This is a genomic window from Paraburkholderia strydomiana, assembly GCF_046030495.1.
GTDB lineage: Bacteria > Pseudomonadota > Gammaproteobacteria > Burkholderiales > Burkholderiaceae > Paraburkholderia > Paraburkholderia strydomiana_A.
On record NZ_JAQQCJ010000001.1, the window covers coordinates 65,916 to 91,272 of the forward strand.

A 25,357-nucleotide genomic window follows, 5' to 3' on the forward strand; every position below is an offset into this window, starting at 1 on the left:
CAACGTTCCACGCACGCGCCAGCAAAAAGGGCACTCCACGGAGTGCCCTTTTTCATTTAACACCACCCCTGTCACTCGGCGTCGGGCTGCACGCCAGGCGCGGCACGGGCAAACGCGTCGATCTGCATCGCGTGATCGTAGATGCGCTGGATCGTCGGAAACCGCGTCGTGTCGACCTTGAAGCGCTGCGCGTTGAAGATCTGCGGGATCAGACAGGCGTCGGCGAGCGTCGGCGTATCGCGGAAACACAGCTTGCCGGTGCGTGCGTTGCCGGCCAGATGGGCTTCGAGCGTCGCGAAACCCGCCTCGACCCAGTGCCGGTACCAGGCGTCTTTGGCGTCGTCGTCGACACACAGCGTGTGCTTCAGATACTTCAGCACGCGCAGATTGTTCAACGGATGAATCTCGCACGCGACCTGCAACGCGAGTGAGCGAACGTACGCGCGGTCGCCCGGCGCTTTGGGCAGCAAGGGCGGCTCGGGATGCGTCTCCTCCAGATATTCGATGATCGCAAGCGACTGCGGCAACAGCTCGTTGCCGTCGACGAGCGTCGGCACGATGCCGTCCACATTGACCTTGCGATACTCCGGCTTCAGTTGCTCGCCGCCATCACGCACGAGGTGCACGGGCACATAGTCGTACGGCAGCTTCTTCACGTTCAGCGCAATGCGCACGCGATAGGCCGCCGAGCTCCGGAAATAGCTGTAGAGCTTCATGTTGTCTGTCTCCTCCAAGCCGCCGTCTGTCAGACGACGCGTACGCTGAATTCGCCGAGTCCGTCCACACCACCCTTCATCAGGTCGCCCTTCACCACCGCGCCGACGCCTTCAGGCGTGCCGGTGAAAATCAGATCGCCGGGCTGCAGTTCGAACAGCGTCGACAGATAGGCAACCGTCTCCGCCACCGACCAGATCAGCTGCGACACGTCCGAGCGTTGCTTTTCCTCGCCGTTCACCGACAACCAGATCGCGCCGTTGCCGACATGGCTGATCTCCGTCACCGGATGGATCGGGCCGAGCGGCGCCGAGTGGTCGAAGCCCTTCGCGGTATCCCACGGACGGCCCAGCTTCTTCGCTTCGGCTTGCAGATCGCGGCGCGTCATGTCGAGGCCGAGCGCGTAGCCGTAGACGTGGTCGAGCGCGCTCTCGGCCGGAATGTCCTTGCCGCCTTTACCAATCGCGGCCACCAGTTCCATTTCGAAGTGGACGTTTTTCGACTGCGTCGGATAGGGGAATTCGCCGGTGGCACCGGGCGCGACGTACAGCACGGCATCGGCCGGCTTGGTGAAGAAGAACGGCGGCTCGCGGTCGGGATCGTGACCCATCTCGCGCGCGTGCGCTTCGTAGTTGCGTCCCACGCAGTAGATGCGACGCACCGCGAACTGCTCGCTGGACCCCACAACCGGCACCGCCGCCTGCGGTGCCGGTTCAAATACGTAACTCATCCCGTTCTCCGTTGCTTGATTTGTGCCGACGACGCGGCGAGAAAACATCGAGTGTAACGCGCGGCAAAGCGCCGCGCGCGGCAGTCGGGCAAGCGCGCACCCGGGCGCACGGCCGCGCGCCATGCCTCGCAGGATCGCCATAGATGCGATACTGACACCAACCTGCGACCCAACAGCTTCCCTTGAATACCGTGGCGAGCCGCCAGCGCGCGGCACGCCATCACGTCCCCTTGCGCCCGATGACCGACTCCGCCGATACCGCCATTGACACTCCGTTCCCCTGCGCCCGCTTCATCAAGGAAATCGGCCGCGGCCCGAATGGCGCCCGCGCGCTGACCGCCGACGATACGCGCGCGCTCTACACCGCGATGCTCGATGGCCGCGTGGCCGAGCTCGAACTCGGCGCGGTGCTGCTCGCTTATCGCGTGAAAGGCGAAACCGCCGACGAACTCGCCGCGATGCTGGCGGGCGCGCACGCGTCGTTCGAACCGATCCATTTGCCGCACGGCGCATTCCGGCCCGTGTCGATCCCCACCTACAACGGCGCGCGCAAACAGCCGAACCTGGTCCCGCTGCTGGCCCTGCTGCTGGCGCGCGAAGGCGTGCCGGTGCTGGTGCACGGCGTCACCGAAGATCCGGGCCGCGTGACGAGCGCGGAGATCTTCACGCATCTGCAGATCCAGCATGCGCGCTCGCATGCCGATATCGAAGACGGTCTCGCCGAGCACCGTCTCGCGTTCGCGCCGATCGACGTGCTCGCACCGAAGCTCGCGCGCCTGCTTGCGCTGCGTCGGCGCATGGGCGTGCGCAACTCGACGCACACGCTGGTGAAAATCCTGCAGCCGTTCGCGCCGGCGGGGCTGCGCCTTGTGAACTACACGCATCCGCCGTACCGCGACAGCCTCACGCAGTTGTTCAACTCGCATCCGGATGCGGCCGTGGGCGGTGCGCTGCTTGCGCGCGGTACCGAAGGCGAGGCGGTGGCCGACACGCGGCGTCAGGTGCAGGTGGACTGGCTGCACGACGGCGTCTGCGAAACGCGCGTGCCGCACGAACGCTCGTCGCCCGATGCGCCGGAAGTCGACTTGCCCGAAGCGCGCGATGCCGCCACCACGGCCGCGTGGATCAGCGCCGTGCTGCGCGGCGAAGCGCCGGTGCCGAGCGCGATCGAACGGCAAGTGGAACTGATCGCGGACGTCGCGAAAACGCCGGTGTGAGGCGTTGAAAATGAAGTTGAAGCCGAGATCGACGCACGACGCGTGAGCCGCCGTCGGGCGCTCCTATGGCATGAGGAAGCGGTGGTCGCGGGTTGACACACCGCTTCATACCGTCATACATTCAGACCCATGCGTTCCCTTCTGAACACCTTCCGAATTACTTTCGGCCGCCTCGCGCGGCCCCTATCGCTACGCCTGGCGTAAGTCAGGCGTAGCGCCGTTCGTTGGCAACCCTTGTTGCCGTCGGGCGGTCCTCCAGGCGGTTTCGCAGTTCCCGTTTCACACCCCAGCGTAGTTCTTCACAACCAGTAGTCGTTTGCATTCGTCCGTTTACCGTGCGGACGAAGCGCGAGGGTCAAATGCACGTTGCATGGGCATCATCCACGTTCGTTTTCGTCATCGTCGTGACGTTGTTCGTTCGCGCCCGTTCGTTGTTGCCGCTAGCCATCGGCTGGCGGGCCGTGCATCCGTGGCAGTCCGCCAACCGCTCAATGCCACTCCCTTTCGCATACGACACAACGAACGAGGCACATCATGTTGCGCAATCCCGCTGAAAAATACCGCCCCTTCCCTCCCGTGCGCCTCACCGGCCGCAAATGGCCGAGCCGCACGATCGACCAGGCTCCCGTCTGGATGAGCACTGACCTGCGCGACGGCAACCAGGCGCTGATCGAACCGATGAACGCCGCGCAAAAGCTTGAGTTCTTCGAGATGCTGGTCGCGATCGGCTTCAAGGAGATCGAAGTCGGCTTTCCGTCGGCGTCGCAGACCGACTTCGATTTCGTGCGCAAGCTGATCGAGGAAAAGCGCATTCCTGACGACGTGACCATCGAGGTCTTCATGCCGTCGCGCGCGGACCTGATCGCCCGTACGTTCGAGGCGCTCGAAGGCGCGCCGCGCGCCATCGTGCATCTGTATAACGCGATCTGCCCATCGTTCCGGCGGATCGTCTACAACCAGTCGAAAGCCGGAATCAAGGCGCTGGCCGTGGACGGCACCCGTTTAATCAAGGAACACGCGCAGGCGCGCCCGGACACACACTGGACGTTCCAGTATTCGCCCGAAACCTTCAATACCGCCGAGCTTCCGTTTGCCCGCGAGATCTGCGATGCCGTCGCGCAAACGTGGCGGCCCACGCGCGCGCGCAAGATGATCCTCAATCTGCCGGCGAGCGTCGAAGCGGCGACGCCGAACGTCTTCGCCGACCAGATCGAATGGATGGACCGTCATCTTGCTTATCGCGACAGCATCGTGCTGTCGGTGCATCCGCATAACGATCGCGGCACCGCGGTGGCTGCGGCGGAACTGGCGCTGCTCGCAGGCGCGGACCGCGTCGAAGGATGTCTGTTCGGCAATGGCGAGCGTACGGGCAATCTCGATCTCGTCGGTCTGGCAATGAATCTCGACGCGCAGGGCATCACCACCGGCCTCGATTTCTCCGATATGTCGGCGGTGCGGCGCGTGGTCGAACGTTGCAATCAGCTTCCGGTGCATCCACGGCATCCGTATGCGGGCGATGCGGTGATGCGGGCGGCCGATGCGGCCCGCGGCCAGAGCGTCGCGGCGGATCAGGAAGGGGCAGCGAGCGCAAACGGCACGGAGGATCGTGCCGGGTCCCGCGACGAGGAGCCGCAGCGCGTCGCCGCCTGATATCTGTGCGGGAAGTATGAGAAAAGCGACGAGAACGAGCGCGTACCCCGCGCTCTCAGGCTGCCGGCGCGTTCACGAGACGCGACCGGCCTGACGAGGTGAACCCAAAAGGCTCACTCGAGCGCGCACCGTGTGGCCTGCCACGCAATCAGGCGCCATTGCCCGTCTTCCTGCGTGTGAATCGCGGTGTAGGCGATCGGAAACAGCAATGCGCCGTTATTCGCCTCCATCTCGATCAGCGCGCGGCCGGTGACGACATACGTTTCCCGTCCGGCCGGCAGCACCTCCTGCGACTGCACTTCGATCTGCCGGTAACGGCGGCGCCCTCCGGTAATCCCGTCGATGAACTGCCGCTTCGTTTCGCGTTTGCCATTCGTGTGCACATAGCTCACGTTGTCCGCGAGCAGCGTGTCGAGCGATTGTCCGTCGCCTTCGACCATCGCACGGAAGCGCTCTCGCTCCAGCCCGCGAATCGCTTCGATCATCTTTGCCGCCATTGCTCAGCCCCCACACCGGTAAGCCGAACGCGGCCTCGGTCGTCAGAAGTTATATTGCAAATATAGCTGGCTGAAATTTATACCAGGATTCGGCTCTTTGATACCGCCGTTGGAAATATGCTGGAAGCGTAGCCCGCGAGGTACGGCTGGCGGTGGCCGAACTGCACGCCGACGCCCGCCATGTCGGCAAACTGGAACGCGGTGCCGAGCGTAAGGTCCGAAGCAATCCGGGGGACTCGACAACAGCCGGATGCCCGCTGCCACTTCGACGAAAGGGCGCACCCATCCCGATATCTTGATGAAGCGAATCACCGGCGTCACGCCGATGTCGCTGTGCACGTTCCCTTCGTCGATATGCCACCAGGCCGCGTGCGCTTCGCCGATCAGCGCCAAATGCCAGTCGCCAATCTGCCACCAATACAGCCCTGGCTCCCAGGCCGCGCCAAGGTCGAATTTCTTGACGTGATGATCGCCCGCGTCGACGGCGACCTGCACGCCAAACTGACCGGCGGACGCAAGATCCGGGGCCACGGAGAACAGCCCAACCATGCCGGTTTTTAGAGCCGGACCACGCAAAACATATGTTTTGGTTGTCCATCTAACACCCGAACCTACTGAGGTTAAAAATGCATAACAGTTTTGCTTATCCTAGATAGAAAGTCGATTTGGTCGATCGTATGAAAAATGCTCATTTCACGCAATCAGTCACTACTGATTCTGAAAATATCGGTCTTTTGTGAGACTAAGCAGGAAGGAACGGGCAAATTCCACGTACTGCGCAAGATGCCCCGTTGGTGTACGCTATGGCTATTAGAACGCGAATTTCAATAGGACTTTACGGAACTTGGATGCCCCTACTGCCTCTAAGTATTAGCACTCCCCAAATCAGAGTGCTAACATCCAACGCTGGAGTCGTTTACTGAATACGCTTTTGTCTGATTCCAAAGGAGTTTTCTACGTGAGCCATGCAATGACCCTTCCGAGTGTTTTGAGCCCGTCGTCGGCTAAGGCCGCTTCGGCAGGTGCACTGGCGCTCTCGCATTCCTCGCTGCTGCCCGGTCAACTGGGCAATATCGACGCCTACATCCAGGCCGTTAATCGGATTCCGATGCTGACGCCGGCGGAAGAACGCCAGTTCGCCACCGAATTTCGCGAGCAGGACAACCTGGAGTCTGCGCGCCGTCTCGTGCTGTCGCACCTGCGGCTGGTCGTATCGATCGCGCGCAACTATCTCGGTTACGGACTGCCGCACGCCGACTTGATCCAGGAAGGCAATATCGGCCTGATGAAGGCCGTGAAGCGCTTCGATCCGGAGCAGAACGTGCGCCTCGTGTCGTACGCGATGCACTGGATCAAGGCTGAGATCCACGAATACATTCTGCGCAACTGGCGGATGGTGAAGGTCGCCACAACCAAGGCGCAGCGCAAGCTGTTCTTCAACCTGCGCAGCCACAAGCAGGGGCTGGGCGCGTTCACACCGGACGAGATCGAAGGTCTCGCGAAGGAACTGAACGTGAAGCGCGAAGAAGTCTCCGAAATGGAAACGCGCTTGTCCGGCGGCGACATCGCGCTGGAAGGCCAGGTCGAGGACGGCGAAGAGTCGTATGCGCCGATCGCCTATCTGGCCGACTCGCATAGCGAACCGACTGCCGTGCTGGCTTCGCGTCAGCGCGACCGCCTGCAAAGCGACGGTATCGCCAGTGCGCTGGACGCGTTGGACGCCCGCAGCCGCCGCATCATCGAGGCACGCTGGCTGAAGGTGGAAGACGACGGTTCGGGCGGCTCGACGCTGCACGAACTGGCTGACGAGTTCGGCGTGTCCGCCGAGCGTATCCGGCAGATCGAAGCAAGCGCAATGAAGAAGATGCGCGGCGCACTAACCGAATATGCATAAGGCCTGAAGCTGTCAGCACACCGGTTCGCCCGGCGTGCGCCACTTGGCCCCGAGCCCCGCCCTCGCAAGACGGCGGGGCTTTTTTTCGCCCACGCGGCGGCGCATTCGCGCGCGCCCACACCGGCTGGATGAATTGGCCTGACGACGGCCTGCCGCCACAGCTTTCTTGACGTATCACAAACCAGATAGCAATACTGGATAAACACGGCGAGTTTAGCGACTCAATGCCGCACTGCCGAATCGATGTGCGCGAGGTTCCGCTCCTAAAATCGGGATGCACTCGCCAGACCGCTCAGGCGGCCTGGATCCAGCCGGATTCACCGGTGTGAAGTCGCTTTCGACCGACTATGACCATAGCCCTCAATCGCAGTACCACTCTCCGGTCGCGCTGGCGCAAGCGGCTCGCCGGCTGGGTGCGCGGTCCAACGCTGGCGCGGGATATCGCCATCGTCCTCGCCATCAAATTCGTTCTGCTGATGGCGCTCAAATACACCTTTTTCAATCATCCGCAGGCGGAGCATATGTCGCTGCCGCCTGAACAGGTCGCGCAGGCGCTGCTGTCCGCGCCTGTCTCGCATTCGTCTCAAGGTGATCAACATGCCCGTTAGCGAAGTCGTAGAACTGTCGCGCCTCCAGTTCGCCATCACGGCGCTCTATCACTTTCTGTTCGTGCCGCTCACGCTCGGCCTCGCATGGTTGCTCGTCATCATGGAGTCCGTCTATGTGATGACCGGCAAGCAGATCTACAAAGACATGACCCAGTTTTGGGGCAAGCTGTTCGGTATTAATTTTGCGATGGGCGTCACCACGGGTCTCACGCTCGAATTCCAGTTCGGCACCAATTGGGCGTACTACTCTCATTACGTCGGTGACATTTTCGGCGTGCCGCTCGCCGTCGAAGGTCTGATGGCCTTCTTCCTCGAATCGACCTTCGTCGGCCTGTTCTTCTTCGGCTGGAAACGGCTGTCGAAGGTGCAGCATCTGATCGTCACGTTCCTCGTCGCGCTTGGCTCGAACCTGTCGGCGCTGTGGATTCTGGTGGCCAACGGCTGGATGAACAATCCGGTCGGCGCCGTCTTCAACTACCAGACCATGCGCATGGAACTCGACAGCATCGGCTCCGTCCTGTTCAACCCGGTCGCGCAGGTGAAGTTCGTGCATACCGTCTCGGCCGGGTATGTGACCGCGGCGATGTTCGTGCTCGGCGTGTCGTCGTGGTATCTGCTGAAGCGCCGCGATACCGAATTCGCGCTGCGCTCGTTCGCAATCGCCGCGGGCTTCGGTCTCGCGTCGACGTTGTGCGTGATCGTGCTCGGCGACGAATCGGGCTACCGCACCGGCGAAGTTCAGCAGGTGAAGCTGGCCGCGATCGAATCCGAATGGGAAACCGCACCCGCACCGGCCCCGTTCACGATCTTCGGCATTCCGAACCAGGCGGAGCAGCGCACGGACTACGCGATTCGGGTTCCGTACGCGCTCGGCATCATCGCCACACGCTCGATCAGCGAGCCGGTGGTGGGTCTGAGAGACCTGATCGCACGCAACGAAGGGCGCATCAAGAACGGCATGCTGGCCTACGCCGCGCTGCAGAAGTTGAAGCAAGGCGACGCAACCGACGAAGCCCACGCCGCCTTCGAACTCCACAAGCAGGATCTCGGCTACGGCCTGCTGCTCAAGCCGTTCACGGCGAACGTGACCGACGCCACACCGGATCAGATCGCCCAGGCGGCCAAAAGAACGATTCCGCCGGTCGCACCGCTGTTCTTCTCGTTCCGCCTGATGGTCGGCCTCGGCCTGCTGTTCCTCGCGACCTTCATCCTGGCGTTCTGGTTCTGCGCGCAACGTACGCTGCTGCTGGAAAAGCGCCGCTGGTTCCTGCGCTGGGCCGTGTGGGCGATTCCGCTGCCGTGGCTCGCAGCCGAATTCGGCTGGATCGTCGCGGAAGTGGGCCGTCAACCGTGGAGCATCGCCGGCATCCTGCCGACCAGCCTCGCCGCATCGAGCCTGACGCCGCGCGACCTGTACCTGAGTATCGCCGGCTTCGTGCTGTTCTACACCGTGCTGTTCATCATCGAGATCATGCTGATGTTCAAGTACGCGCGGCTCGGCCCTTCGTCGTTGCATACGGGCCGCTATCACCACGAAGTGAAAGAGCCGCTCGACCAGCCGCTGTCGGCCAACCCGGCTGCATGATTCACCGCCACTCTGTTCCAAGGGAAAGTTCATCATGGATTACGCAACCCTCAAACTGATCTGGTGGGTATTGATCGGCGTGCTGCTGATCGGCTTCGCGCTCACTGACGGCTTCGACATGGGCGCGGCGATTCTGCTGCCGTTCATCGGCAAGACCGACGCCGAGCGGCGCATCGTCGTGAACACGGTCGGCGCGACGTGGGAAGGCAACCAGGTGTGGTTCGTCACGGCAGGCGGTGCGATGTTCGCGGCGTGGCCGCTGGCTTACGCGGCGTCGTTCTCCGGCTTCTACTTCGCGATGCTGCTGGTGTTGTTCGCGCTGTTCTTCCGCCCGGTCGGGTTCGACTACCGCAGCAAACGTGAAGACCCGCGCTGGCGCGCCGCGTGGGACTGGGGACTCTTTATCGGCGGCTTCGTGCCGGCGCTGGTGTTCGGCGTCGCGTTCGGCAACCTGCTGCAAGGCGCGCCGTTCTCGTTCGATACCGACCTGCGTGTCACCTATCACGGCGGCTTCTTCGGCCTGCTCAACCCGTTCGCGCTGCTGTGCGGCCTCGTGAGCGTCGCGATGCTGGCTGCGCACGGCGCCGCCTTCGTGAAGCTGAAGTCGGATGGTGTGATCGCCGCGCGCGCGTCGCTGGCGCTGCGCATCGCAGCGGCGAGCGGCGTGGTGCTGTTCCTGGTGGCCGGCGCGCTGGTCGCCACGATGATCCCCGGCTATCAGATCGTCGACGCCCCGCCTCTCGACGCGGTCGCCAATCCGTTGATGAAGACCGTGATCAGCGCGCCCGGCCTGTGGCTCTCCAATTACGCACTTTATCCGTGGACGGTGATCGCGCCCGTGGCCGCTCTGGTCGGCGGCTTGCTGGCCGCGGCGCTTGCGCGCTCACGCTTCGAGAAGAGCGCGTTTCTGTCGACCGGGCTGATGATCATCGGCGTGATCCTGACGGCAGGCTTCTCGATGTTCCCGTTCATCATGCCCTCCTCGCTCGACGGCCGCAGCAGCCTGACCATGTGGGACTCGACTTCGAGCCGCCTGACGCTGGAGATCATGCTGTTCGCCGTGATCATCTTCCTGCCGATCATCCTGCTGTACACGAGCTGGGTGTATCGCGTGCTGCGCGGCAAGGTGACCGCCGCGGCGCTCAAAGAGAATCACCATACGATGTATTGAACGGCACTACGTTTAACAGGAGTTCATGATGTGGTATTTCAGCTGGCTGCTCGGTATCGGTGTCGCGTTGGCGTTTGGCATCATCAATGTGATGTGGCTCGAATCGCGCAGGCCGTCGGAAGCGGCAAAAATCAAAGCGCACTGATGCAGTACGAACCGGCCTCGAGCCGGTAAACGTAAAAGCGGCACCTTGAATCAAGGTGCCGCTTTTTTGTTGCTGGCTTATTGCCGCCTCATGATCGCTTTACCGCCGTATCAATGAATGCGCGGCATGGCAGGCCACTTCGTTAGCACCCTGCACGCTTTACGCGGGCAACGGCGTTGCGCCGCCGCTTTCCGACATCCGCGTCGCCAGCCTCGCGGCATAGCGCTGCGCCGCTTCGCCGACGACGATGTGGAACGTGTCGCCGGAGACCCATGCGGTGTCGAGCGAGGCCAGACGCTGACGATCGACCGCCGACGGATCGCGCACGACGATACGCAGACGCGTCGACGCCACCGCATCCAGCGACACCACGTTGCCCGCGCCGCCGAACACGGCGAGCCAGCGCAGCGGGTCCGGGTCGAGCGGGCCGCCCGTCGCACCCGTAGTAGCAGCAGCCGGCGCGCTCGCGGCGCTCGCAACGACAGCGGCCGGAGCAGCAGCCGCCACCGGCGCCACCGCCTCGCCCCCACCCTGCGCGATCACCGTACGCATTTCATCCGCGATGATGTCCGCTTCCGGTCCGATGATCACCTGCACATTGGTCGAGCCGCGCTTGAGCACGCCACGCGCGCCGATCGTCTTCAGTTCGCTTTCGGAGACCTTGTTCGCATCGACCACCGACAGACGCAGACGCGTCGTGCACGCATCCACCACCGACAGATTCGACGCGCCGCCGAGCGCGGCGATATAGCGTTGCGCGCGCGGCACGGCCGCACCGGCTGCCGGCGAAACGAAACCGCCCGCCGCAAACGACTCGGCCTGCTCATCGGCGGCTGCGGGTTCGCGGCCCGGCGTCGCCATGTTGAACTTGCGGATGAAGAAGCGGAACAGCCCGTAGTACGCGACCGAATACACGAGGCCGATCGGAATCGCCCACCAGCCCTTGGTCGACAGGCCGAAGTTCAGCACGTAGTCGATGAAACCCGCGGAGAACGTGAAACCGAGGTGAATGCCGAGCGCCGAACAGACCGCGAGCGACAGACCGGTCAACAGCGCATGGATCACGTACAGCACCGGCGCGAGGAACATGAAGCTGAATTCGATCGGCTCGGTCACGCCCGTCAGGAACGAGGTCAGTGCCATCGAGAACAGCAGGCCGCCGACCACCGCGCGGCGCTCCTTCGGCGCTTCATGGAACATCGCGAGACACGCGGCCGGCAGGCCGAACATCATCACCGGGAAGAAGCCGGTCATGAAGGTACCCGCGGTCGGGTCGCCCGCGAAGAAGCGATGCAGGTCGCCCGTCACCGCTACGCCGCCCGGCGGCGTGAAGGTGCCGAACACGAACCACGTCAGCGAGTTGAGGATGTGATGCAAGCCCGTGACGAGCAGCAGCCGGTTCAGCACACCGAACACGAATGCGCCGAGCGCGCCCGCGGTGGTCAGCCAGTGGCCGGCCGTATCGATCACGGCCTGCACCGGCTGCCATACGTAGCCGAACGCTATGCCGAGCCCGAGACAGACCACGCCCGTGGCAATCGGCACGAAGCGTTTCCCTCCGAAGAACGCGAGGTAGTCGGGCAGCTTGATGTCTTTGTATTTGTTGTACAGCAAGCCCGCGACGATACCCGCCACGATCCCCGACAACACGCCCATGTTGAGCTTGTCGTTGATGTCCTTCATCACCGCGATCTGCACCAGATAGCCGATCGCCCCCGCAAGCCCCGCGACACCGTTGTTGTCTTTCGCGAAACCGACCGCCACGCCGATCGCGAACAGCAGCGGCAGGTTGTCGAAGATCGCGCCGCCGGCGTCGGCGATCATCTTGATGTTGAACACATCGGGCTGGCCGAGGCGCAGCAGCAGGCCGGCAACCGGCAGCACCGCGATAGGCAGCATCAGCGCGCGTCCCAGGCGCTGAATCTTCAGAAACGGATTCCCATCCATTGATATCTCCAATCCTTGTCTCGTGGTCGAACGTCGTCGTTAAGTTTTTGTAGCTATACGAAGTAACTGTGCGAAGCTGGTTGCGGACTGTGTGGGGTTCAGTCCAGAGGCCAGGTTTCGCGGCTTGCTGCTCTTACCGCCTGCGCCGATTCGAGCGCGAGAGCATCCTGAGCGCGTTGACGGCACAGCTGATAATCGAGGTTGCGCACCCGCGCCTTGATGCCCGGCACCGACACCGGGTCAACCGACAGCTCGGTCACGCCGAGGCCGATGAGCAGCGGCATCGCGAGCGGATCGCCCGCCAGCGCACCGCACACGCCGACCCATTTGCCATACCTGTCCGCGCCTTGCACGGCGGCCGCGATTAGGCGCAGCACCGCCGGGTGCAAGCCGTCGGCTTGCGCGGCGAGATCGGCCTGGCAACGGTCCATCGCGAGGGTGTATTGCGTGAGATCGTTGGTGCCGATCGACAGAAAGTCCGCGTGTTGCGCGAGTTGATCGGCCAGCAGCGCCGCCGACGGCACTTCGATCATCACGCCGACTTCGATCGGCTCCGTGCGGCCCGCTTCGCGCGCCAGTTCGTCGATACGCTTGCGGATGCGGATCAGCTCACCGACATCGGTGACCATCGGCAACAGGATGCGCACCGCGCCGAGCGGCTGCACCGCGAGCAAGCCGCGCAACTGATCGTCGAGCAGATCCGGGCGCACTTGAGCGAGGCGAATGCCGCGCAGGCCGAGCGCCGGATTCGGTTCGGGCGGCAGCGTGAGGTAGTCCACTTCCTTATCCGCGCCGACATCCAGCGTGCGGATGATCGCGGTGCGGCCACTCAATGCGTCGACGATTCCCTGGTAGCTCTGACGATGTTCGTCGGTGGTCGGCGCAGCCGCGCGATGGATGAACAGCAGTTCGGTGCGCAGCAGGCCCACTGCATCGGCGCCGTTGTCGACGGCGGCTTTCGCGTCGTCGAGCGTGGCGATGTTCGCGGCCACTTCGATCGCACGGCCGTCGGAGGTCACCGCGGCCTGCTGCGACGTGCGGCGATTCGCTTCGCGCACGTCGGCAAGACGGCTGCGCTCACGGCGAGCCTGCTCGACGTCGAGTTCGGTCGGCGCGAATTCGAGGCGGCCGGTGCTGGCGTTCACCACCACTTGCGTGCCTGGCGGAATCGCATGCAGCGCGTCGCCGACCGCGACCAGCGCGGGAATGCCCGCCTGGCGCGCGAGAATCGCCGCGTGCGAGGTCGCGCCGCCGCGCGCCATCACCAGCGCGGTGACGCGCGAGCGATCCAGCGACGACAGATCGGACGGCGTGAACTCTTCCGCCGCGAGCACGGCTTCTTCCGGCAATGTGCGCGCCGCGGCATTCGTATAACCGAGCGCGCGTAGCACGCGCTTGTCGATGTCGCGCAGATCGGCGGCTCGTTCCGCGAGCAACGCGTCTTCCACATTACTTAGGATGCCGATCTGTGCGCGAATCGTCTCGCGCCATGCAAAGCCGGCGCTCTTGCCGAGACTGATCAGATCGCGCGCGGCATCGAGCAGCGTGGGGTCTTCGAGCAGCACGCGATGCACCGCGAAAATTCCCGCCTCGCCGTGCGCGCCGCGTTGCGACGCGTCGCGCACCGTCGTGTCGAGATCGGTGTCGACAGTGGCGATCGCTTTGTCGAGCAAACGGCTTTCAGCCGCGGACGTGCCGCTCGCCTGCTCCGGCGGATCGATGTCCGCATCGTCCCAACGCACCAGCTTGCCGACCGCAATGCCGGGCGCCGCGCAGACACCGGCGAGCGTATTCGGCGCGAGCGCTTCGCCCGCCGCACGCGGCACCGTCTGCGGCGCAGGCGAACTTTGCCGCGCCGGTTTCTCTTCGACTTCACCGTGCGCTTCGCGCGTCAGCTCATGAGCGATCGCGTCGACTGCGGCTTGCGCTTGCGGACCGACGCCGAGCAATTCGACGCTCGCGCCCTCACCCGCGCCAAGACCGAGCAGACCGATCACGCTTTCGATCGCCGCTTTACGCCCTTCGTATCGCACTTCGACACGCGCATCGAAACCGCGCGCCGCTTCGCGCGCGCGCGCCGCGGGACGCGCATGCAGACCGCCTGCGTGAACCAGCGTGACCTGACGGCGCGCTTCCTCCATCACCTTCGTCGCGCTGAGCTGGCGCGACGCGTCGGCTGCCGCGCCATCGCGGGCACGCAGCATGAGCAGCGGCGTTTCGCCCGCCTTCAGCACACCGCCTTGCGCACGCTCGACGATCTCGAACGCATCCGAATTGGCGATCGCGATCACCGACACGAGGCTCGGCGCATTCAATGCGACCTGATCCTGATCGAACTCGATCAGCACGTCGCCGGCACGCACGTGCGCGCCCTGCTCGACCATCGGTGCAAAGCCTTTGCCGTTCAGCTCGACCGTGTCGATACCGATGTGCAGCAAGATCTCGGCGCCTTCGGCGGTGGCCAGCGTGAGCGCATGACCGGTGCGCGCGAGATGGGTAACGGTGCCGTCGCACGGCGCAACCAGCCGCCCCTCCAAAGGATCGATACCGATGCCGTCGCCGAACATGCCGCCCGAAAACACCGGGTCGGGCACCTGCGCGAGCGGCACGACCGGACCGGTCAGCGGCGCGAGCAAAACAATATGGCCTTCAGAATGGCTCTTCAAGCGGGACTCCTCGACACGTCGCATCTGATGTCTCGTCAGTGAGTTTCGGTGACTTTGTTGAGATGGCGCGGCGCATCGGGATTGCGCCCGCGCGCGGCGGCAAGGCCGGCGGCCATCACGTAAAAGGACAGGATGGCGGCGATCGGGTCGAGCGCCGCGTGAGCGGTGGCGACCAGCGGCAAGGTGGCCTCGGGCACGTCGTCCGGTGCGGCGAGCAGCACGCGCGCGCCGCGCGCGCGCATGTCGTGCGCGAGTTGCAGCAAGCCGGCTTGCTCGGGACCGCGCGGTGCGAACACCAGCAGCGGGTAATCGCGGTCGATCAGTTCCATAGGACCGTGACGCACCTCCGCGCTCGAAAACGCTTCGGCCTGAATGCCGGAGGTTTCCTTCAGCTTCAGCGCGGCTTCCTGCGCGATCGCGAGACCCAAACCCCGGCCGATCACGATCATGCGCTCGATGCCGCGCAGCTCATCCACGGCCTTCGACCAGTCGAGCTTGCCTGCGGTCTGCAAAGCGTCGGGCAGCGTGTTCAGCGCGCCGAGCAATTCGGCATCCTTCTGCCAGTGCGCGACCAGTTGCGCGGAAATCGACAGCATCGCGATATAGCTTTTGGTGGCCGCGACGCTCAGTTCAGGACCGGCGACAAGCGGCAGTTGCCATTCGCACGCATCGGCCAAGGGTGAACTCGGCGCATTCACGGCGGCAACCGTCAATGCGCCCGCCTGGCGCAATGCCTGCATCGTGCCGACCAGGTCCGGGCTCTTGCCCGATTGCGAGAACGCCAGCGCGAGCTGGTCGCGCACCTGCAGCGGCGCTTGCTGGAGGGTCGCGACCGACATCGGCAGCGATGCGACCGGCACGCCGAGGCGGCTCATCGTCAGCGATGCGAAGTAACTCGCCGCATGGTCCGAGCTGCCGCGTGCGACCGTCAGCGCGACGTGGCGCGGCTGTTGCGCCAGCTTCGCGGCGAGCGCCGCGACGCGCGAGGTGTCCGTGAGTTGCGCGGCGACCGTTTCAGCGGACGCCAGCGCCTCTTTAAGCATATTCGACAATTGCTTCTCCTTCGACGTAGGTCGCGGTCAACGCCAGTTCACGATCGAACACGACCACATCGGCCCAGGCGCCGCGCGCGATACGGCCGCGGTCCTCGATGCCGAGATAGTCGGCGGCATAGCGCGACAAACGGTTTGATACATCGGCGATCGGCAGGCCAATCGATACGAGATTGCGCAGCGCCTGATCCATCGTCAGGGTGCTGCCGGCGAGCGTGCCGTCGGCGAGACGCACGCCGCCCAGGCACTTCGTCACGTGCTGGCTGCCGAGGCGGTATTCGCCATCGGGCATGCCGGTGGCCGACGTGCTGTCCGTCACCACGTACAGGCGCGGAATCGCGCGCAACGCGGCGCGGATCGCGCCCGGATGGACGTGCAGCAGGTCGGGAATGATTTCGGCGAACTCGGCGTGCGCGAGCGCCGCGCCCACCAGCCCGGGATTGCGGTGATGCAGCGGCGACATCGCGTTGAACAGGTGTGTGAAGCCGCACGCGCCGTGCTTGAGCGCGGCGACGGCGTCGTCGTAGGTGCCGAGCGAATGGCCGAGCTGCACGCGCACGCCGCGCGCCGCCATCGCCGAGATGACCTCCATATGGCCGGCGATTTCGGGCGCCAGCGTAACCACGCGGATCGGCGCGATCGACAGGTACTTCAGCACTTCGTCCATCACCGCCGAGACCGCCGCGTCCGGCTGCGCGCCGAGCTTGCCGGGGTTGATGTACGGCCCTTCCAGATGCACGCCGAGTACGCGCGCGCCGCCCGGCGTGCGCACCTTCGCGTTGTTGCCCAGGCCGGCGACCACGTTCATCAGTTCGTCGCGCGGCGCGGTCATCGTGGTGGCGAGCAGGCTCGTCGTGCCGTAGCGCGCATGCGTGCGGGAGATCACTTCGATCGCGTCGCCGGCTTCCATCACGTCGGAACCGCCGCCGCCGTGCACGTGCAGATCGATGAAGCCCGGCAGGATGTACGGCGCGTCGTTCGTCGACGGATCGACGCGCTCGCCGGTGAGCGCCGTGATGCGGCCGTTTTCGTATTCGAGCGTGCCGTGAATCCACCCATCGGTGGTGAGTATGTTTCCGGTCAGCATGAGTCTTCCTGGTGAGGCGTGATACGGGTGTGGCCGACTTGCGCTCGCCGGCGCCGCGTCTGACGGCCGGCCACGCGGACCGCCCGGCGGCGCAACCGGCTGAGGCAAGTCAGACGCGCAACTCACGTGCGCAATTCGGCGACGAAGTCGTAGTAGTCGTCGCGGCAATAGGTATCGGTCAGTTCAATCGCGCGCTGGTCCGCGCTATAGCCGATACGGGTAATGACCAGCAGCGCCGTGCGCGGTTCGATGTCCATCAACGAAGCGATCTCGCTCGACGCGTTGACCGCCCGGAAGTGCTGCAACGCGCGCACGACCGCCGCGCCACGCTGCTCCAGATAGCTGTATAGCGATACGCCGATGGCCTGCGGGTCGGGCACGATCGACGCCGGCAGCGCCGAATGCTCGACCGCCATCACGATGCCGTCCGCGCGCCTCAGCCGCCGCAGACTCGCGACCGCCGCGCCGGGCGACAGTCCGAGGTGCACCAGCTCGTCGCGGTTGGCGGCGCGGATATCGCGCTCGAGCCACACCGAATCCGGCCGGAAACCGCGCTGCTGCATCTTCTTCGTGAAACCGGTGAGGCGCGACAGCGGGTCTTCGACACGCGGCGTGATGAAGCTGCCCGCGCCGCGTGCGCGCCGGATCAGACCTTGTTCGACCAGCAGCTCGATCGCCTTGCGCGCCGTGATGCGCGACACGCCGATCGCATCCGACAGCGTGCGCTCCGACGGCAGCGCCTCGCCCGCGGACCACACGCCGCAATGGATCGCCGTCGCCAGATTGCGCGCGAGCTGCAAATAGAGCGGCGTGACGTTGCGGGCGTCAGGCATCAGTGCGGACCAGCGAGTTTCCATGGGACTCCGGCGGCCGTCACGAACAGATAGGCCTACGAAAAGTGAGAGCCCATTATATAACCAACATAATACCAGTCAACCAACTGGTTCCATGCTGGTATAAATGGCCGCAAAGCCTTGCCAGGTAAGGCACACACAGGTCTTGAAAGGCGGCGGAGAGGATGTGTCGATGACCAGGATTTACCCGCACTCGTCCCATCAGAAGGGGTTTTCGTGGTCTTAGCCAGCTGCTATTTCAGCCGAAGGGGAGGTCCTGATTGATACCTGTTTAATACCAGTTCGGGGCACCCTTGTCCGGCGCGGCTTTGCTCCCGACAGGCGTTCAAATATAGTGCGGGATACCAAGCCATAAAAATTCCCGGGGAGCCGCACTTGACCGATTCCGAAGCGCGGCGGCGCGCTCAGGTCGTCCGCCATTTCAACCGCTTCTACATCCAGCACATTGGCGCATTGCATGAGCATCTCGCGAAGAGCGAGTTCTCGCTGACGGAGGTGCGCGTGCTGCACGAACTCTCACGTGGCCGTGCGCAGACGGCCTCCGTGCTGGGCCGCGCGCTCGGTCTCGACAGCGGCTATCTCAGCCGCCTGCTGACCAGTTTCGAACGACGCGGCCTGATCACGCGCCGCCCGTCCGAGTCGGACGCGCGCCAGTCGCTGATCGCCCTCACCGAGGATGGCCACGCGGCTTACGCCCCGCTCGACGCCGCCGCCATCGACGAAGTGTCGGCGCTGCTCGGCCGCCTCACCGTGCTTTCGCAGGAACAGCTGATTGCCGCGATGAAGCTCATCGAGCGGCTGCTGCGCGACAGGCCGAAACACGAACTCGTGACCCTGCGGCAGCCGCGTGCCGGCGAGTGCGGCTGGCTCGTGCATCGGCAGGCCCAATGGTTCGCCGCGCAACACGGTTGGGATCGATCGTTCGAGGGGGTGCTGGCGCGCGTGGTCGCCGATTACACTCAGCGTGACGACCCGTTGCGCGAGATGTGCTGGGTCGCCGAACAGGACGGTATGGTGGTCGGTTCGGTGTGCGTCGTCGGAGTGTCGACGACGGTGGCCGGCGTGCGGCTGCTGTGGGTCGAACCGGACGTGCAACGCCTCGGCATCGGCACGCAACTGCTCAGCGAGTCGGTGCGGTTCGCACGGCGGGCAGGTTATACGAAGCTCACGCTGACGACCGCCAGCTCGCTCGGGGAACCGCGGCGGCTTTGCGAGCGCGCCGGGTTCAGGCTTGCCGGCACGGCGGCTGAGCGCCGTTTCGGCAAGGATCTGATGATCGAAAGATGGGAACTGGAGTTGTAGCAGAAGGCGCGCAGCGGACATGGCCGCGCGCGCCTGCGTGCTCAGTGCCGCTCGCTTAGAACGACGGCACCATCGAACCCTTGAACTGGGTCTTGATGAACTGGCGCACGTCTTCCGACTGATAAGCCGCGACCAGCTTCTTCACCCACGGCTTGTCCTTGTCCTGCGCGCGCACGGCGATCAGGTTCGCGTACGGGCTGTGGATGTCTTCCAGCGCGATCGCATCTTTGGTCGGCTGCAGGCCGGCGGCCAGCGCGAAGTTCGTGTTGATCACGGCGGCGTCGACGTCCGACAGCGAGCGCGGTAGTTGCGCGGCGTCGAGTTCGACGAACTTGATCTTCTTCGGATTCTCGGCGATGTCCAGCGGCGTCGCGTTATTGCCGCCCGTGCCCGCGCCGGCCTTCAGCTTGATCAGACCTTGTGACTGCAGCAACAGCAGCGCGCGGTTTTCGTTCGACGGATCGTTCGGCACCGCGACCTTCGCGCCCGGCGCCAGGTCCTTCAGCGACTTCAGCTTCTTCGAATAGACGCCGAGCGGCGAGATGTAGGTGAGACCGGCGTTGACGAGCTTGTAGCCGCGCTGCTTGATCTGGCTGTCGAGGTATGGCTGGTGCTGGAAGCTGTTCGCGTCGAGATCGCCTGCGTCGAGCGCGGCGTTCGGCTGCACGTAATCGTTGAATTCGACGACCTTCACGTTCAGGCCTTCGCGCTTCGCCACTTTGGTGACGACTTCCCAGATTTGCGCATCCGGGCCGCCGATGGTGCCGACCTTGATCACCTTGTCGTCGGCATGGGCGCCGACGCTGGTGAGGATCGCCGCGCCGGCGACGACGGCGAAGAGGGCTTTGAGGAGGTTTCTGCGCTGCATGTGATTCTCGCTGTTTCTAATCGACTGTTTCTCACCGATGCTTTGCCCGGTGTCGGATTCAGGTGGAAGCCGGCGGCGGCGCTGACAGATGCGAGCGCGCCGCCAACCAAGCCCTAAATGGTCTCATATGCGCGGCGAGATGGGAAATAGCGCGATGGCATATCGGTATGCATATGAACGGCGCGGGACCGCGTCCGCTGAACACGCGGTACGCGACCGGAGTGGTGGCTAGAAGGTGGTCCAGTCGTCGTCGGAGGTGCGGGTGCTTGCGGGGGCGGGCCTTGCCGAGGCGGCGGACGAACGCTTTGCGGCGGCCCCGTTGTTCGCAGTCGATGCGGCCGATGCGGCCGGTGTGGTCCTCGCCGAACCGGCTGCTGAAGCCGTCGCGGCGAGTTTCGGCTCGGCGCGTATGGATGCCTCCTTGGCCTCAGCCGCCGTGCTGCCGTCCCGTGTCGCCCCTGCGAGCGCCGCTGGTGCCGCTTCACGCGCTCTCCCGGCAACCGCGCGTCCGGCCGCGTCCACCGCACCACTCGCACCACCATTCACACGAAACGCACTCACCGTATCGCGCAGACGCCCAGCCTGGTCCTGCAACGATGCCGCCGCCGCAGCCGCCTGCTCGACCAGCGCGGCATTCTGCTGCGTCACCTCGTCCATCTGCGTGACGGCGCGGCCGACCTGCGAGATGCCGCTGCTCTGCTCCTCGGACGCCGCCGCGATTTCGCCCATGATGTCGGTCACGCGCTGCACCGCCTGCAGAATCTCGCCCATCGTCGCGCCGGCCTGCTGCACCAGCGTCGACCCGTTGTGCACCCGCTCTACCGACGCGCCGATCAACTGCTTGATCTCCTTGGCCGCCGTGGCCGAGCGCTGCGCGAGGCTGCGCACCTCGCCCGCGACGACCGCGAAGCCGCGCCCCTGCTCGCCGGCGCGCGCGGCCTCCACCGCCGCGTTCAAGGCCAGGATATTGGTCTGGAACGCGATCCCTTCGATCACGCCGATGATGTCCGCAATCTGCCGCGAACTGTCGTTGATCTCGCCCATCGTGCCAATCACGCGGCTCACGACATCATTGCCCCGGGTCGCGATTTCGGACGCGTTGTGCGCAAGACCGCTCGCCTGGCGCGCGTTGTCGGCGTTCTGCTTGACCGTCGCGGTCAGCTCTTCCATGCTCGCCGCGGTCTCCTGCAACGACGCCGCCTGCTGTTCGGTGCGCTGCGACAGATCGCCGTTGCCGGCGGCTATCTGCTGCGTCGCCGACGCGATCGATTCCGCCGAGCGCCGGATCTCGCCGATCGTGCGCTGCAAACGGTTCTGCATGTCGCGCATCGCCGCCATCATGCTCGTCGTGTCCTGCGCACGAACCTCGACCGCGTGGGTCAGATCACCCTGCGCGATACTCGCCGCCAGCCGCGCCGCCTGGTCCGGTTCGCCGCCGAGACTCGCACGCACGTTGCGGATGATCAGCACCATCGCGAGCGAAATGACCGCGCCGATCACCAGCACGACCACGAGGTGACCCAGCAGCGTTTCGTAGTACACCGTGTCGATGTCCTTGATGAACACGCCGCTCGTGATGTTCCAGTCCCACGGCGCGAACCGCACCACGTAACTGATTTTCGGCACCGCCGTTTCGCTGTGCGGCAAACGTCCGCGATACTGCGCGAAGCCGCGGCCGCTTGCCTTGGCCGCATCGACGATCGCCACGTACAGCAGCTTGCCGTCCGGATCCTTGAAGTCGCCGACAGGCTTGCCGGTCATTTGCGGCAGCGTCGGGTGCATCAGCACGACCGGCTTCGAGTCCATCACGAACAGATAGCCGGATTCGCCGTAGCGCATCGTGGCAAGCCGGGCGAGCGCCTCGCGCTGCGCATCGGCCTCGCTCATCCTGCCGCTCTGCGACAGCGCGTAGTAGCCGCTCACCACGCCCTGCGCCGCCTCGACGAGGTTCGCCATGCCCGCCTTGCGCTCGGCCAGCATCGTGCTGCGGGTTTCGACCGCGCTCCACAGGCCGACGCCAAGCAGCCCCAGCCATACCAGCGCGAGTGACAGCCATAGTTTGCGATTCAAACTCATCCTGCTCATTGTTGTGGTCTCTCTCGTGTGATTCGTCTTCGATTCGCGGCGCGAGCGTGTGGCCGCGCGCTGAGCGCAAACGATTGCCTCAGTTATATCGGCATGCCGGACGGCCAACTTGAGGGACCTGGCTGCGCCGCATGGCGGCGCGCGGATGAGCTGCTCTCACGCAATAAATCGCTCGCTGACCGATAATTCAAGGTCGTAGCCGCGAGCGCACAGGCGCGCGGCTCATTCAATTGCCCGCGAGACGCTCATGTACGTCATCAACCTTATCTACACCGCCTCGCTCGAACGCATCGACGACGCGCTCGACGCGCACCGCGCGTTTCTGGCGAAGCAGTTCGAAGCGGGGATATTCGTCGCCGCCGGACCGAAAGTGCCACGCGATGGCGGCATCATCCTGGCGGTGCGCATCGAGCGCGAGAGGCTGGACCGGATCCTCGCCAGCGACCCATTCGCCGAGCAGAAGCTCGCGCGTTACGAAGTGACGGAGTTCAAGACGACGCGTCTCGCACCGGGGTTGAATCTACCGATGCCTGTCTGAAATTTGGCGGGGATGGGTTGCAGCGAGGAGATTTGAAAATGGGCGCGTGATCCGATCACGCGCCCATTTTGATGGTGCCGCGACTCAGTCGAGCAGCAGCTTGATATCGTGCACCCACGGCGTGGCGCCCTGGCCGTCGCGCGCGAACAGACGCAGCTTGCCTTGCGTGTCGAATACATAGCTCGCGGCCGTGTGATCCATCGTGTAGCTGTCGGGCGTCTTGCCCGGCACCTTCGCGTAATAGACGCGGAAGTCTTTCGCGAGCTTGGCGAGTTGCGCCTCGTCGGCCGGACGCAAGCCGACGAAAGTCGGATTGAACGCCGGTACGTATTGCCCCAGCAATTCCGGCGTATCGCGCTCGGGATCAACGGTGACGAACAGCACCTGCACGCGCTTCGCGTCCTCGGGGCCGAGTTGCTGCAACGCTTGCGAGAGTTCGGCCATCGTGGTCGGGCAGACGTCCGGGCAATGCGTGTAGCCGAAGAACAGCACCACCACCTTGCCCTTGTAATCCGCCATCGTGCGGATTTTGCCGGACGTATCGGGCAGCGAGAAATCGCTCGCGAATTGGGTATTACCGGTGATGTCGAGATTGGTGAACGCCGGCGGCTGTTTGCCGCAGCCCGCCACCAGCATCGCGCCGCCCAGCGCGCAAGCGATCACGGCAGCACGCGCGATGCGCGCGAAGCGGTTTGTGAGCATGGTATTACGCGCCAATCAGGACGCGCGCATAGTGGTCGATCAGCAGCGCGGCGAACAGCAGCGACAGATAGACGATCGAGTAACGGAAGGTGCTGCGCGCCAGATCGTCCGAGTATTCCCGATAGATCTTCCACGCATACGCGAGAAACACGGCGCCCAACAGCACGGCCGCGGCGAGGTACACGACGCCGCTCATGCCGGAGATGAACGGCATCAGCGTGACCGCGAACAGGATCACCGTGTACAGCAGAATATGCAGGCGCGTGTACTTCTCGCCGTGCGTGTTCGGCAGCATCGGCAGGCCGGCGTTCTCGTAGTCTTTGCGGCGATACAGCGCGAGCGCCCAGAAATGCGGCGGCGTCCACACGAAGATGATCAGCACCAGAATCCAGGCATCGCCCGGCACGTGACCCGTGACCGCAGCCCAGCCGAGCGCGGGCGGCATCGCGCCCGACGCGCCGCCGATCACGATGTTCTGCGGCGTAGCCGGCTTGAGCAACAGCGTATAGATGACCGCATAGCCGACGAAGGTGGCCAGCGTGAGCCACATGGTCAGCGGATTGGCGAACGTGTAGAGCGTCCACATGCCGATGCCGCCGAGCACGGCCGAAAACAACAGAATCTGCGACGTGGTGATTTCACCGCGCGCGGACGGACGCCACGAAGTGCGGCGCATCTTCGCATCGATCTTCTGTTCGACGAGGCAATTGATCGCGAACGCGGCGCCGGCCAGCAGCCAGATGCCGACGGTGCCGCCGATCAGCACGGTCCACGGCACCATGCCGGGCGTCGACAGGAACATGCCAATGACGGCGCAGAACACGGCGAGTTGCGTGACGCGCGGCTTCGTCAGGGCGATGTACTGGGAGACCCGGCTACCGGGCGTTTGGGAGAGTGTTGTGCTGTCCATGTGGAGTCACGCTGGCGCGGCATCGCGCGCTGGGAGCACGGCGCGGCCGGGACGGCTATAAGCGATCCGAAAGTTTAACATAACGAGCAAAAGCAGCAGGATCGCGGCCCCGCCGTTATGGGCGACTGCAATCGGCAAAGGCCATTGCAGAACGATGTTCGACAGCCCGGTGATGAACTGGATCAGCACCACCAGCAGCACGCCGTTCGCCGGCGCGCGCAGCGATTCGAAGCGGCGCAGCTTCGCCGCGAACCATAGCAGATAGCCAATCACCACGAACGCAAACGTGCGATGCGTCCAGTGGATCGCCACCAGCGCGTCCTGGGTGATTACGTCGCCGTCGCCGGTCATGCCGAGCGCACGCCACAGGTGAAAGCCGTGCGCGAAGTCCATCGGCGGAATCCATTGGCCGTTGCAGGTCGGGAAGTCGGTGCACGCGAGCACCGCGTAGTTCGTGCTGACCCAGCCGCCCAACGCGATCTGCACGACCAGCAGCGCGAGGCCCGCCAGCGCCGCCGCGCGCCAGCGCGCGGCTTCGGGCTCGTAAGCCGGCAAGGGCGTGAGCCGCGCCGCCAGCCAGCCGAGCGTGCCGAGCAGGGCAAGGCCGAGCAGGAGGTGCGTCGTCACGATGACCGGTTGCAGCTTCATCGTCACGGTCCACGCGCCGAACGCGCCCTGCACGAGAATCAGCAGCAGCAGCGAGGTCGGCCACCACGGCGACACATGCAGCGGGCGGCGCTTGATGCGCGCGGACCACGCAATGATCGTCTGCGCGATGATCAGCACGCCGATCGCCATCGCAAAGTAACGGTGGATCATTTCGATCCAGGCCTTGGTCATGCTGACCGGCCCGGTGGGCATCGCCTGGTGCGCGGCTGAAATCGCCGCGTGCGCGATGAACGGCGACGAGGTGCCGTAGCAGCCCGGCCAGTCCGGGCAGCCGAGTCCGGAGTCGGTGAGGCGAGTGAAGCCGCCGAACATCACGAGATCGAGCGTGAGAAAGGTGGTCAGCCAGACCAGCTTGCGGAATTTATTGTCGTCGGCCTTGACCCATACATAGGACAGCGGCAGCAACGCAATACACAAGCCGATCAGGGCCAGTTGCAATACGAACATCTTTTTTTACTCTGTCGTC

The 25,357-nt window shown here is 64.5% G+C and carries 22 protein-coding genes and 1 pseudogene; 9 read left to right on the top strand and 14 right to left on the bottom strand.

Features of this window, described 5'->3' with window-relative positions; all coding sequences use genetic code 11:
• Window positions 1-71 precede the first annotated feature (71 nt).
• Complete coding sequence (gene maiA, locus PQQ53_RS00310) at window positions 72-716, bottom strand: maleylacetoacetate isomerase (protein ID WP_408323058.1); 645 nt, start codon at window positions 714-716, stop codon at window positions 72-74.
• A gap of 29 nt (window positions 717-745) precedes the next feature.
• On the bottom strand, window positions 746-1,444 hold the full coding sequence (locus PQQ53_RS00315) for a fumarylacetoacetate hydrolase family protein (RefSeq protein ID WP_408323059.1): 699 nt from the start codon (window positions 1,442-1,444) through the stop codon (window positions 746-748).
• 239 nt (window positions 1,445-1,683) lie between these two features.
• Here PQQ53_RS00315 and ybiB point away from each other — a divergent pair, with 239 nt between their 5' ends.
• Both ybiB and PQQ53_RS00325 read left to right on the top strand, forming a co-directional pair.
• Entirely contained in the window at window positions 1,684-2,661 is a 978-nt protein-coding gene (gene ybiB / locus PQQ53_RS00320; protein ID WP_408145647.1) for a DNA-binding protein YbiB, read from the top strand.
• Window positions 2,662-3,195: 534 nt separating this feature from the next.
• Window positions 3,196-4,221: pseudogene (locus tag PQQ53_RS00325) on the top strand (2-isopropylmalate synthase); the annotation flags it as partial.
• Between the two features lie 203 nt (window positions 4,222-4,424).
• Here PQQ53_RS00325 and PQQ53_RS00330 read toward each other — a convergent pair.
• Both PQQ53_RS00330 and PQQ53_RS00335 read right to left on the bottom strand, forming a co-directional pair.
• The gene (locus PQQ53_RS00330) at window positions 4,425-4,808 is read right to left on the bottom strand and encodes a nuclear transport factor 2 family protein (RefSeq protein WP_168666095.1); all 384 of its coding nucleotides are present in this window, start codon (window positions 4,806-4,808) and stop codon (window positions 4,425-4,427) included.
• A 42-nt stretch (window positions 4,809-4,850) separates the two neighbouring features.
• Window positions 4,851-5,357: an acyloxyacyl hydrolase gene (locus tag PQQ53_RS00335; protein ID WP_459252105.1), complete on the bottom strand. Its 507-nt coding sequence runs from the start codon at window positions 5,355-5,357 to the stop codon at window positions 4,851-4,853.
• A gap of 409 nt (window positions 5,358-5,766) precedes the next feature.
• Between PQQ53_RS00335 and rpoH the strand changes: the two genes are divergently transcribed.
• From rpoH to cydX, 5 genes are all read left to right on the top strand, one after another.
• On the top strand, window positions 5,767-6,702 hold the full coding sequence (gene rpoH / locus PQQ53_RS00340) for an RNA polymerase sigma factor RpoH (RefSeq protein WP_408145645.1): 936 nt from the start codon (window positions 5,767-5,769) through the stop codon (window positions 6,700-6,702).
• 347 nt (window positions 6,703-7,049) lie between these two features.
• Window positions 7,050-7,310 (top strand): cytochrome oxidase putative small subunit CydP, encoded by a 261-nt coding sequence (gene cydP, locus PQQ53_RS00345; RefSeq protein ID WP_408145643.1) that lies wholly within the window; start codon window positions 7,050-7,052, stop codon window positions 7,308-7,310.
• The gene (locus PQQ53_RS00350; RefSeq protein WP_408156103.1) at window positions 7,300-8,895 is read left to right on the top strand and encodes a cytochrome ubiquinol oxidase subunit I; all 1,596 of its coding nucleotides are present in this window, start codon (window positions 7,300-7,302) and stop codon (window positions 8,893-8,895) included. The genes cydP and PQQ53_RS00350 overlap by 11 nt, the downstream gene beginning before the upstream one ends.
• A 34-nt stretch (window positions 8,896-8,929) precedes the next feature.
• Window positions 8,930-10,066: a cytochrome d ubiquinol oxidase subunit II gene (gene cydB / locus PQQ53_RS00355; protein WP_408145639.1), complete on the top strand. Its 1,137-nt coding sequence runs from the start codon at window positions 8,930-8,932 to the stop codon at window positions 10,064-10,066.
• Between the two features lie 28 nt (window positions 10,067-10,094).
• Complete coding sequence (gene cydX, locus PQQ53_RS00360; RefSeq protein WP_408145758.1) at window positions 10,095-10,211, top strand: cytochrome bd-I oxidase subunit CydX; 117 nt, start codon at window positions 10,095-10,097, stop codon at window positions 10,209-10,211.
• A gap of 159 nt (window positions 10,212-10,370) precedes the next feature.
• Here cydX and nagE read toward each other — a convergent pair whose 3' ends face one another.
• The 5 genes from nagE to PQQ53_RS00385 all read right to left on the bottom strand — a co-directional run bounded on the left by nagE (window position 10,371) and on the right by PQQ53_RS00385 (window position 17,820).
• Window positions 10,371-12,158, bottom strand: a complete 1,788-nt coding sequence (gene nagE / locus PQQ53_RS00365) for an N-acetylglucosamine-specific PTS transporter subunit IIBC (protein WP_408156105.1) — start codon at window positions 12,156-12,158, stop codon at window positions 10,371-10,373.
• A 98-nt stretch (window positions 12,159-12,256) separates the two neighbouring features.
• Window positions 12,257-14,848, bottom strand: coding sequence for a phosphoenolpyruvate--protein phosphotransferase (gene ptsP, locus PQQ53_RS00370; RefSeq protein WP_408323060.1), 2,592 nt, complete (start codon window positions 14,846-14,848; stop codon window positions 12,257-12,259).
• Window positions 14,849-14,859: 11 nt separating this feature from the next.
• Complete coding sequence (locus tag PQQ53_RS00375; RefSeq protein WP_408323272.1) at window positions 14,860-15,867, bottom strand: SIS domain-containing protein; 1,008 nt, start codon at window positions 15,865-15,867, stop codon at window positions 14,860-14,862.
• Complete coding sequence (gene nagA, locus PQQ53_RS00380; RefSeq protein WP_408323061.1) at window positions 15,860-16,963, bottom strand: N-acetylglucosamine-6-phosphate deacetylase; 1,104 nt, start codon at window positions 16,961-16,963, stop codon at window positions 15,860-15,862. Before nagA ends, PQQ53_RS00375 begins: the two co-directional genes overlap by 8 nt.
• 122 nt (window positions 16,964-17,085) lie before the next feature.
• Window positions 17,086-17,820, bottom strand: coding sequence for a GntR family transcriptional regulator (locus tag PQQ53_RS00385; protein ID WP_042328750.1), 735 nt, complete (start codon window positions 17,818-17,820; stop codon window positions 17,086-17,088).
• A 372-nt stretch (window positions 17,821-18,192) separates the two neighbouring features.
• On the opposite strand from PQQ53_RS00385, the gene PQQ53_RS00390 reads away from it, so the two are divergent.
• Entirely contained in the window at window positions 18,193-19,119 is a 927-nt protein-coding gene (locus PQQ53_RS00390; protein WP_408323062.1) for a GNAT family N-acetyltransferase, read from the top strand.
• Between the two features lie 55 nt (window positions 19,120-19,174).
• Here the strand turns inward: PQQ53_RS00390 and PQQ53_RS00395 are convergent, their stop codons facing one another.
• Window positions 19,175-19,987 carry a MetQ/NlpA family ABC transporter substrate-binding protein gene (locus PQQ53_RS00395; protein ID WP_408323063.1) on the bottom strand — a complete coding sequence of 271 codons (813 nt, stop codon included), beginning with the start codon at window positions 19,985-19,987 and terminating at the stop codon, window positions 19,175-19,177.
• Between the two features lie 228 nt (window positions 19,988-20,215).
• Window positions 20,216-22,072: a methyl-accepting chemotaxis protein gene (locus tag PQQ53_RS00400; protein ID WP_408323064.1), complete on the bottom strand. Its 1,857-nt coding sequence runs from the start codon at window positions 22,070-22,072 to the stop codon at window positions 20,216-20,218.
• A gap of 247 nt (window positions 22,073-22,319) precedes the next feature.
• Between PQQ53_RS00400 and PQQ53_RS00405 the strand changes: the two genes are divergently transcribed.
• Window positions 22,320-22,610 carry a YciI family protein gene (locus PQQ53_RS00405; RefSeq protein ID WP_408145622.1) on the top strand — a complete coding sequence of 97 codons (291 nt, stop codon included), beginning with the start codon at window positions 22,320-22,322 and terminating at the stop codon, window positions 22,608-22,610.
• Window positions 22,611-22,694: 84 nt separating this feature from the next.
• On the opposite strand, the gene PQQ53_RS00410 is transcribed toward PQQ53_RS00405, so the two are convergent.
• The 3 genes from PQQ53_RS00410 to PQQ53_RS00420 are packed head-to-tail and all read right to left on the bottom strand — an operon-like array spanning window position 22,695 to window position 25,338.
• Window positions 22,695-23,312, bottom strand: coding sequence for an SCO family protein (locus tag PQQ53_RS00410; RefSeq protein ID WP_408156116.1), 618 nt, complete (start codon window positions 23,310-23,312; stop codon window positions 22,695-22,697).
• 4 nt (window positions 23,313-23,316) lie between these two features.
• Window positions 23,317-24,222 carry a heme o synthase gene (gene cyoE, locus PQQ53_RS00415; RefSeq protein WP_408145618.1) on the bottom strand — a complete coding sequence of 302 codons (906 nt, stop codon included), beginning with the start codon at window positions 24,220-24,222 and terminating at the stop codon, window positions 23,317-23,319.
• A 6-nt stretch (window positions 24,223-24,228) separates the two neighbouring features.
• Entirely contained in the window at window positions 24,229-25,338 is a 1,110-nt protein-coding gene (locus PQQ53_RS00420) for a COX15/CtaA family protein (protein ID WP_408145616.1), read from the bottom strand.
• Between the last annotated feature and the right edge of the window lie 19 nt (window positions 25,339-25,357).

Excerpts from the sequence above, each read along its gene's own strand:
- maiA (WP_408323058.1), bottom strand. The coding sequence starts at position 716 with ATGAAGCTCTACAGCTATTTCCGGAGCTCGGCGGCCTATCGCGTGCGC.
- PQQ53_RS00315 (WP_408323059.1), bottom strand. The coding sequence starts at position 1,444 with ATGAGTTACGTATTTGAACCGGCACCGCAGGCGGCGGTGCCGGTTGTG.
- ybiB (WP_408145647.1), top strand. The coding sequence starts at position 1,684 with ATGACCGACTCCGCCGATACCGCCATTGACACTCCGTTCCCCTGCGCC.
- PQQ53_RS00330 (WP_168666095.1), bottom strand. The coding sequence starts at position 4,808 with ATGGCGGCAAAGATGATCGAAGCGATTCGCGGGCTGGAGCGAGAGCGC.
- PQQ53_RS00335 (WP_459252105.1), bottom strand. The coding sequence starts at position 5,357 with ATGGTTGGGCTGTTCTCCGTGGCCCCGGATCTTGCGTCCGCCGGTCAG.
- cydP (WP_408145643.1), top strand. The coding sequence starts at position 7,050 with ATGACCATAGCCCTCAATCGCAGTACCACTCTCCGGTCGCGCTGGCGC.
- PQQ53_RS00350 (WP_408156103.1), top strand. The coding sequence starts at position 7,300 with ATGCCCGTTAGCGAAGTCGTAGAACTGTCGCGCCTCCAGTTCGCCATC.
- cydB (WP_408145639.1), top strand. The coding sequence starts at position 8,930 with ATGGATTACGCAACCCTCAAACTGATCTGGTGGGTATTGATCGGCGTG.
- cydX (WP_408145758.1), top strand. The coding sequence starts at position 10,095 with ATGTGGTATTTCAGCTGGCTGCTCGGTATCGGTGTCGCGTTGGCGTTT.
- nagE (WP_408156105.1), bottom strand. The coding sequence starts at position 12,158 with ATGGATGGGAATCCGTTTCTGAAGATTCAGCGCCTGGGACGCGCGCTG.
- ptsP (WP_408323060.1), bottom strand. The coding sequence starts at position 14,848 with ATGCGACGTGTCGAGGAGTCCCGCTTGAAGAGCCATTCTGAAGGCCAT.
- PQQ53_RS00375 (WP_408323272.1), bottom strand. The coding sequence starts at position 15,867 with ATGCTTAAAGAGGCGCTGGCGTCCGCTGAAACGGTCGCCGCGCAACTC.
- nagA (WP_408323061.1), bottom strand. The coding sequence starts at position 16,963 with ATGCTGACCGGAAACATACTCACCACCGATGGGTGGATTCACGGCACG.
- PQQ53_RS00385 (WP_042328750.1), bottom strand. The coding sequence starts at position 17,820 with ATGGAAACTCGCTGGTCCGCACTGATGCCTGACGCCCGCAACGTCACG.
- PQQ53_RS00395 (WP_408323063.1), bottom strand. The coding sequence starts at position 19,987 with ATGCAGCGCAGAAACCTCCTCAAAGCCCTCTTCGCCGTCGTCGCCGGC.
- PQQ53_RS00400 (WP_408323064.1), bottom strand. The coding sequence starts at position 22,072 with ATGAGCAGGATGAGTTTGAATCGCAAACTATGGCTGTCACTCGCGCTG.
- PQQ53_RS00405 (WP_408145622.1), top strand. The coding sequence starts at position 22,320 with ATGTACGTCATCAACCTTATCTACACCGCCTCGCTCGAACGCATCGAC.
- PQQ53_RS00410 (WP_408156116.1), bottom strand. The coding sequence starts at position 23,312 with ATGCTCACAAACCGCTTCGCGCGCATCGCGCGTGCTGCCGTGATCGCT.
- cyoE (WP_408145618.1), bottom strand. The coding sequence starts at position 24,222 with ATGGACAGCACAACACTCTCCCAAACGCCCGGTAGCCGGGTCTCCCAG.
- PQQ53_RS00420 (WP_408145616.1), bottom strand. The coding sequence starts at position 25,338 with ATGTTCGTATTGCAACTGGCCCTGATCGGCTTGTGTATTGCGTTGCTG.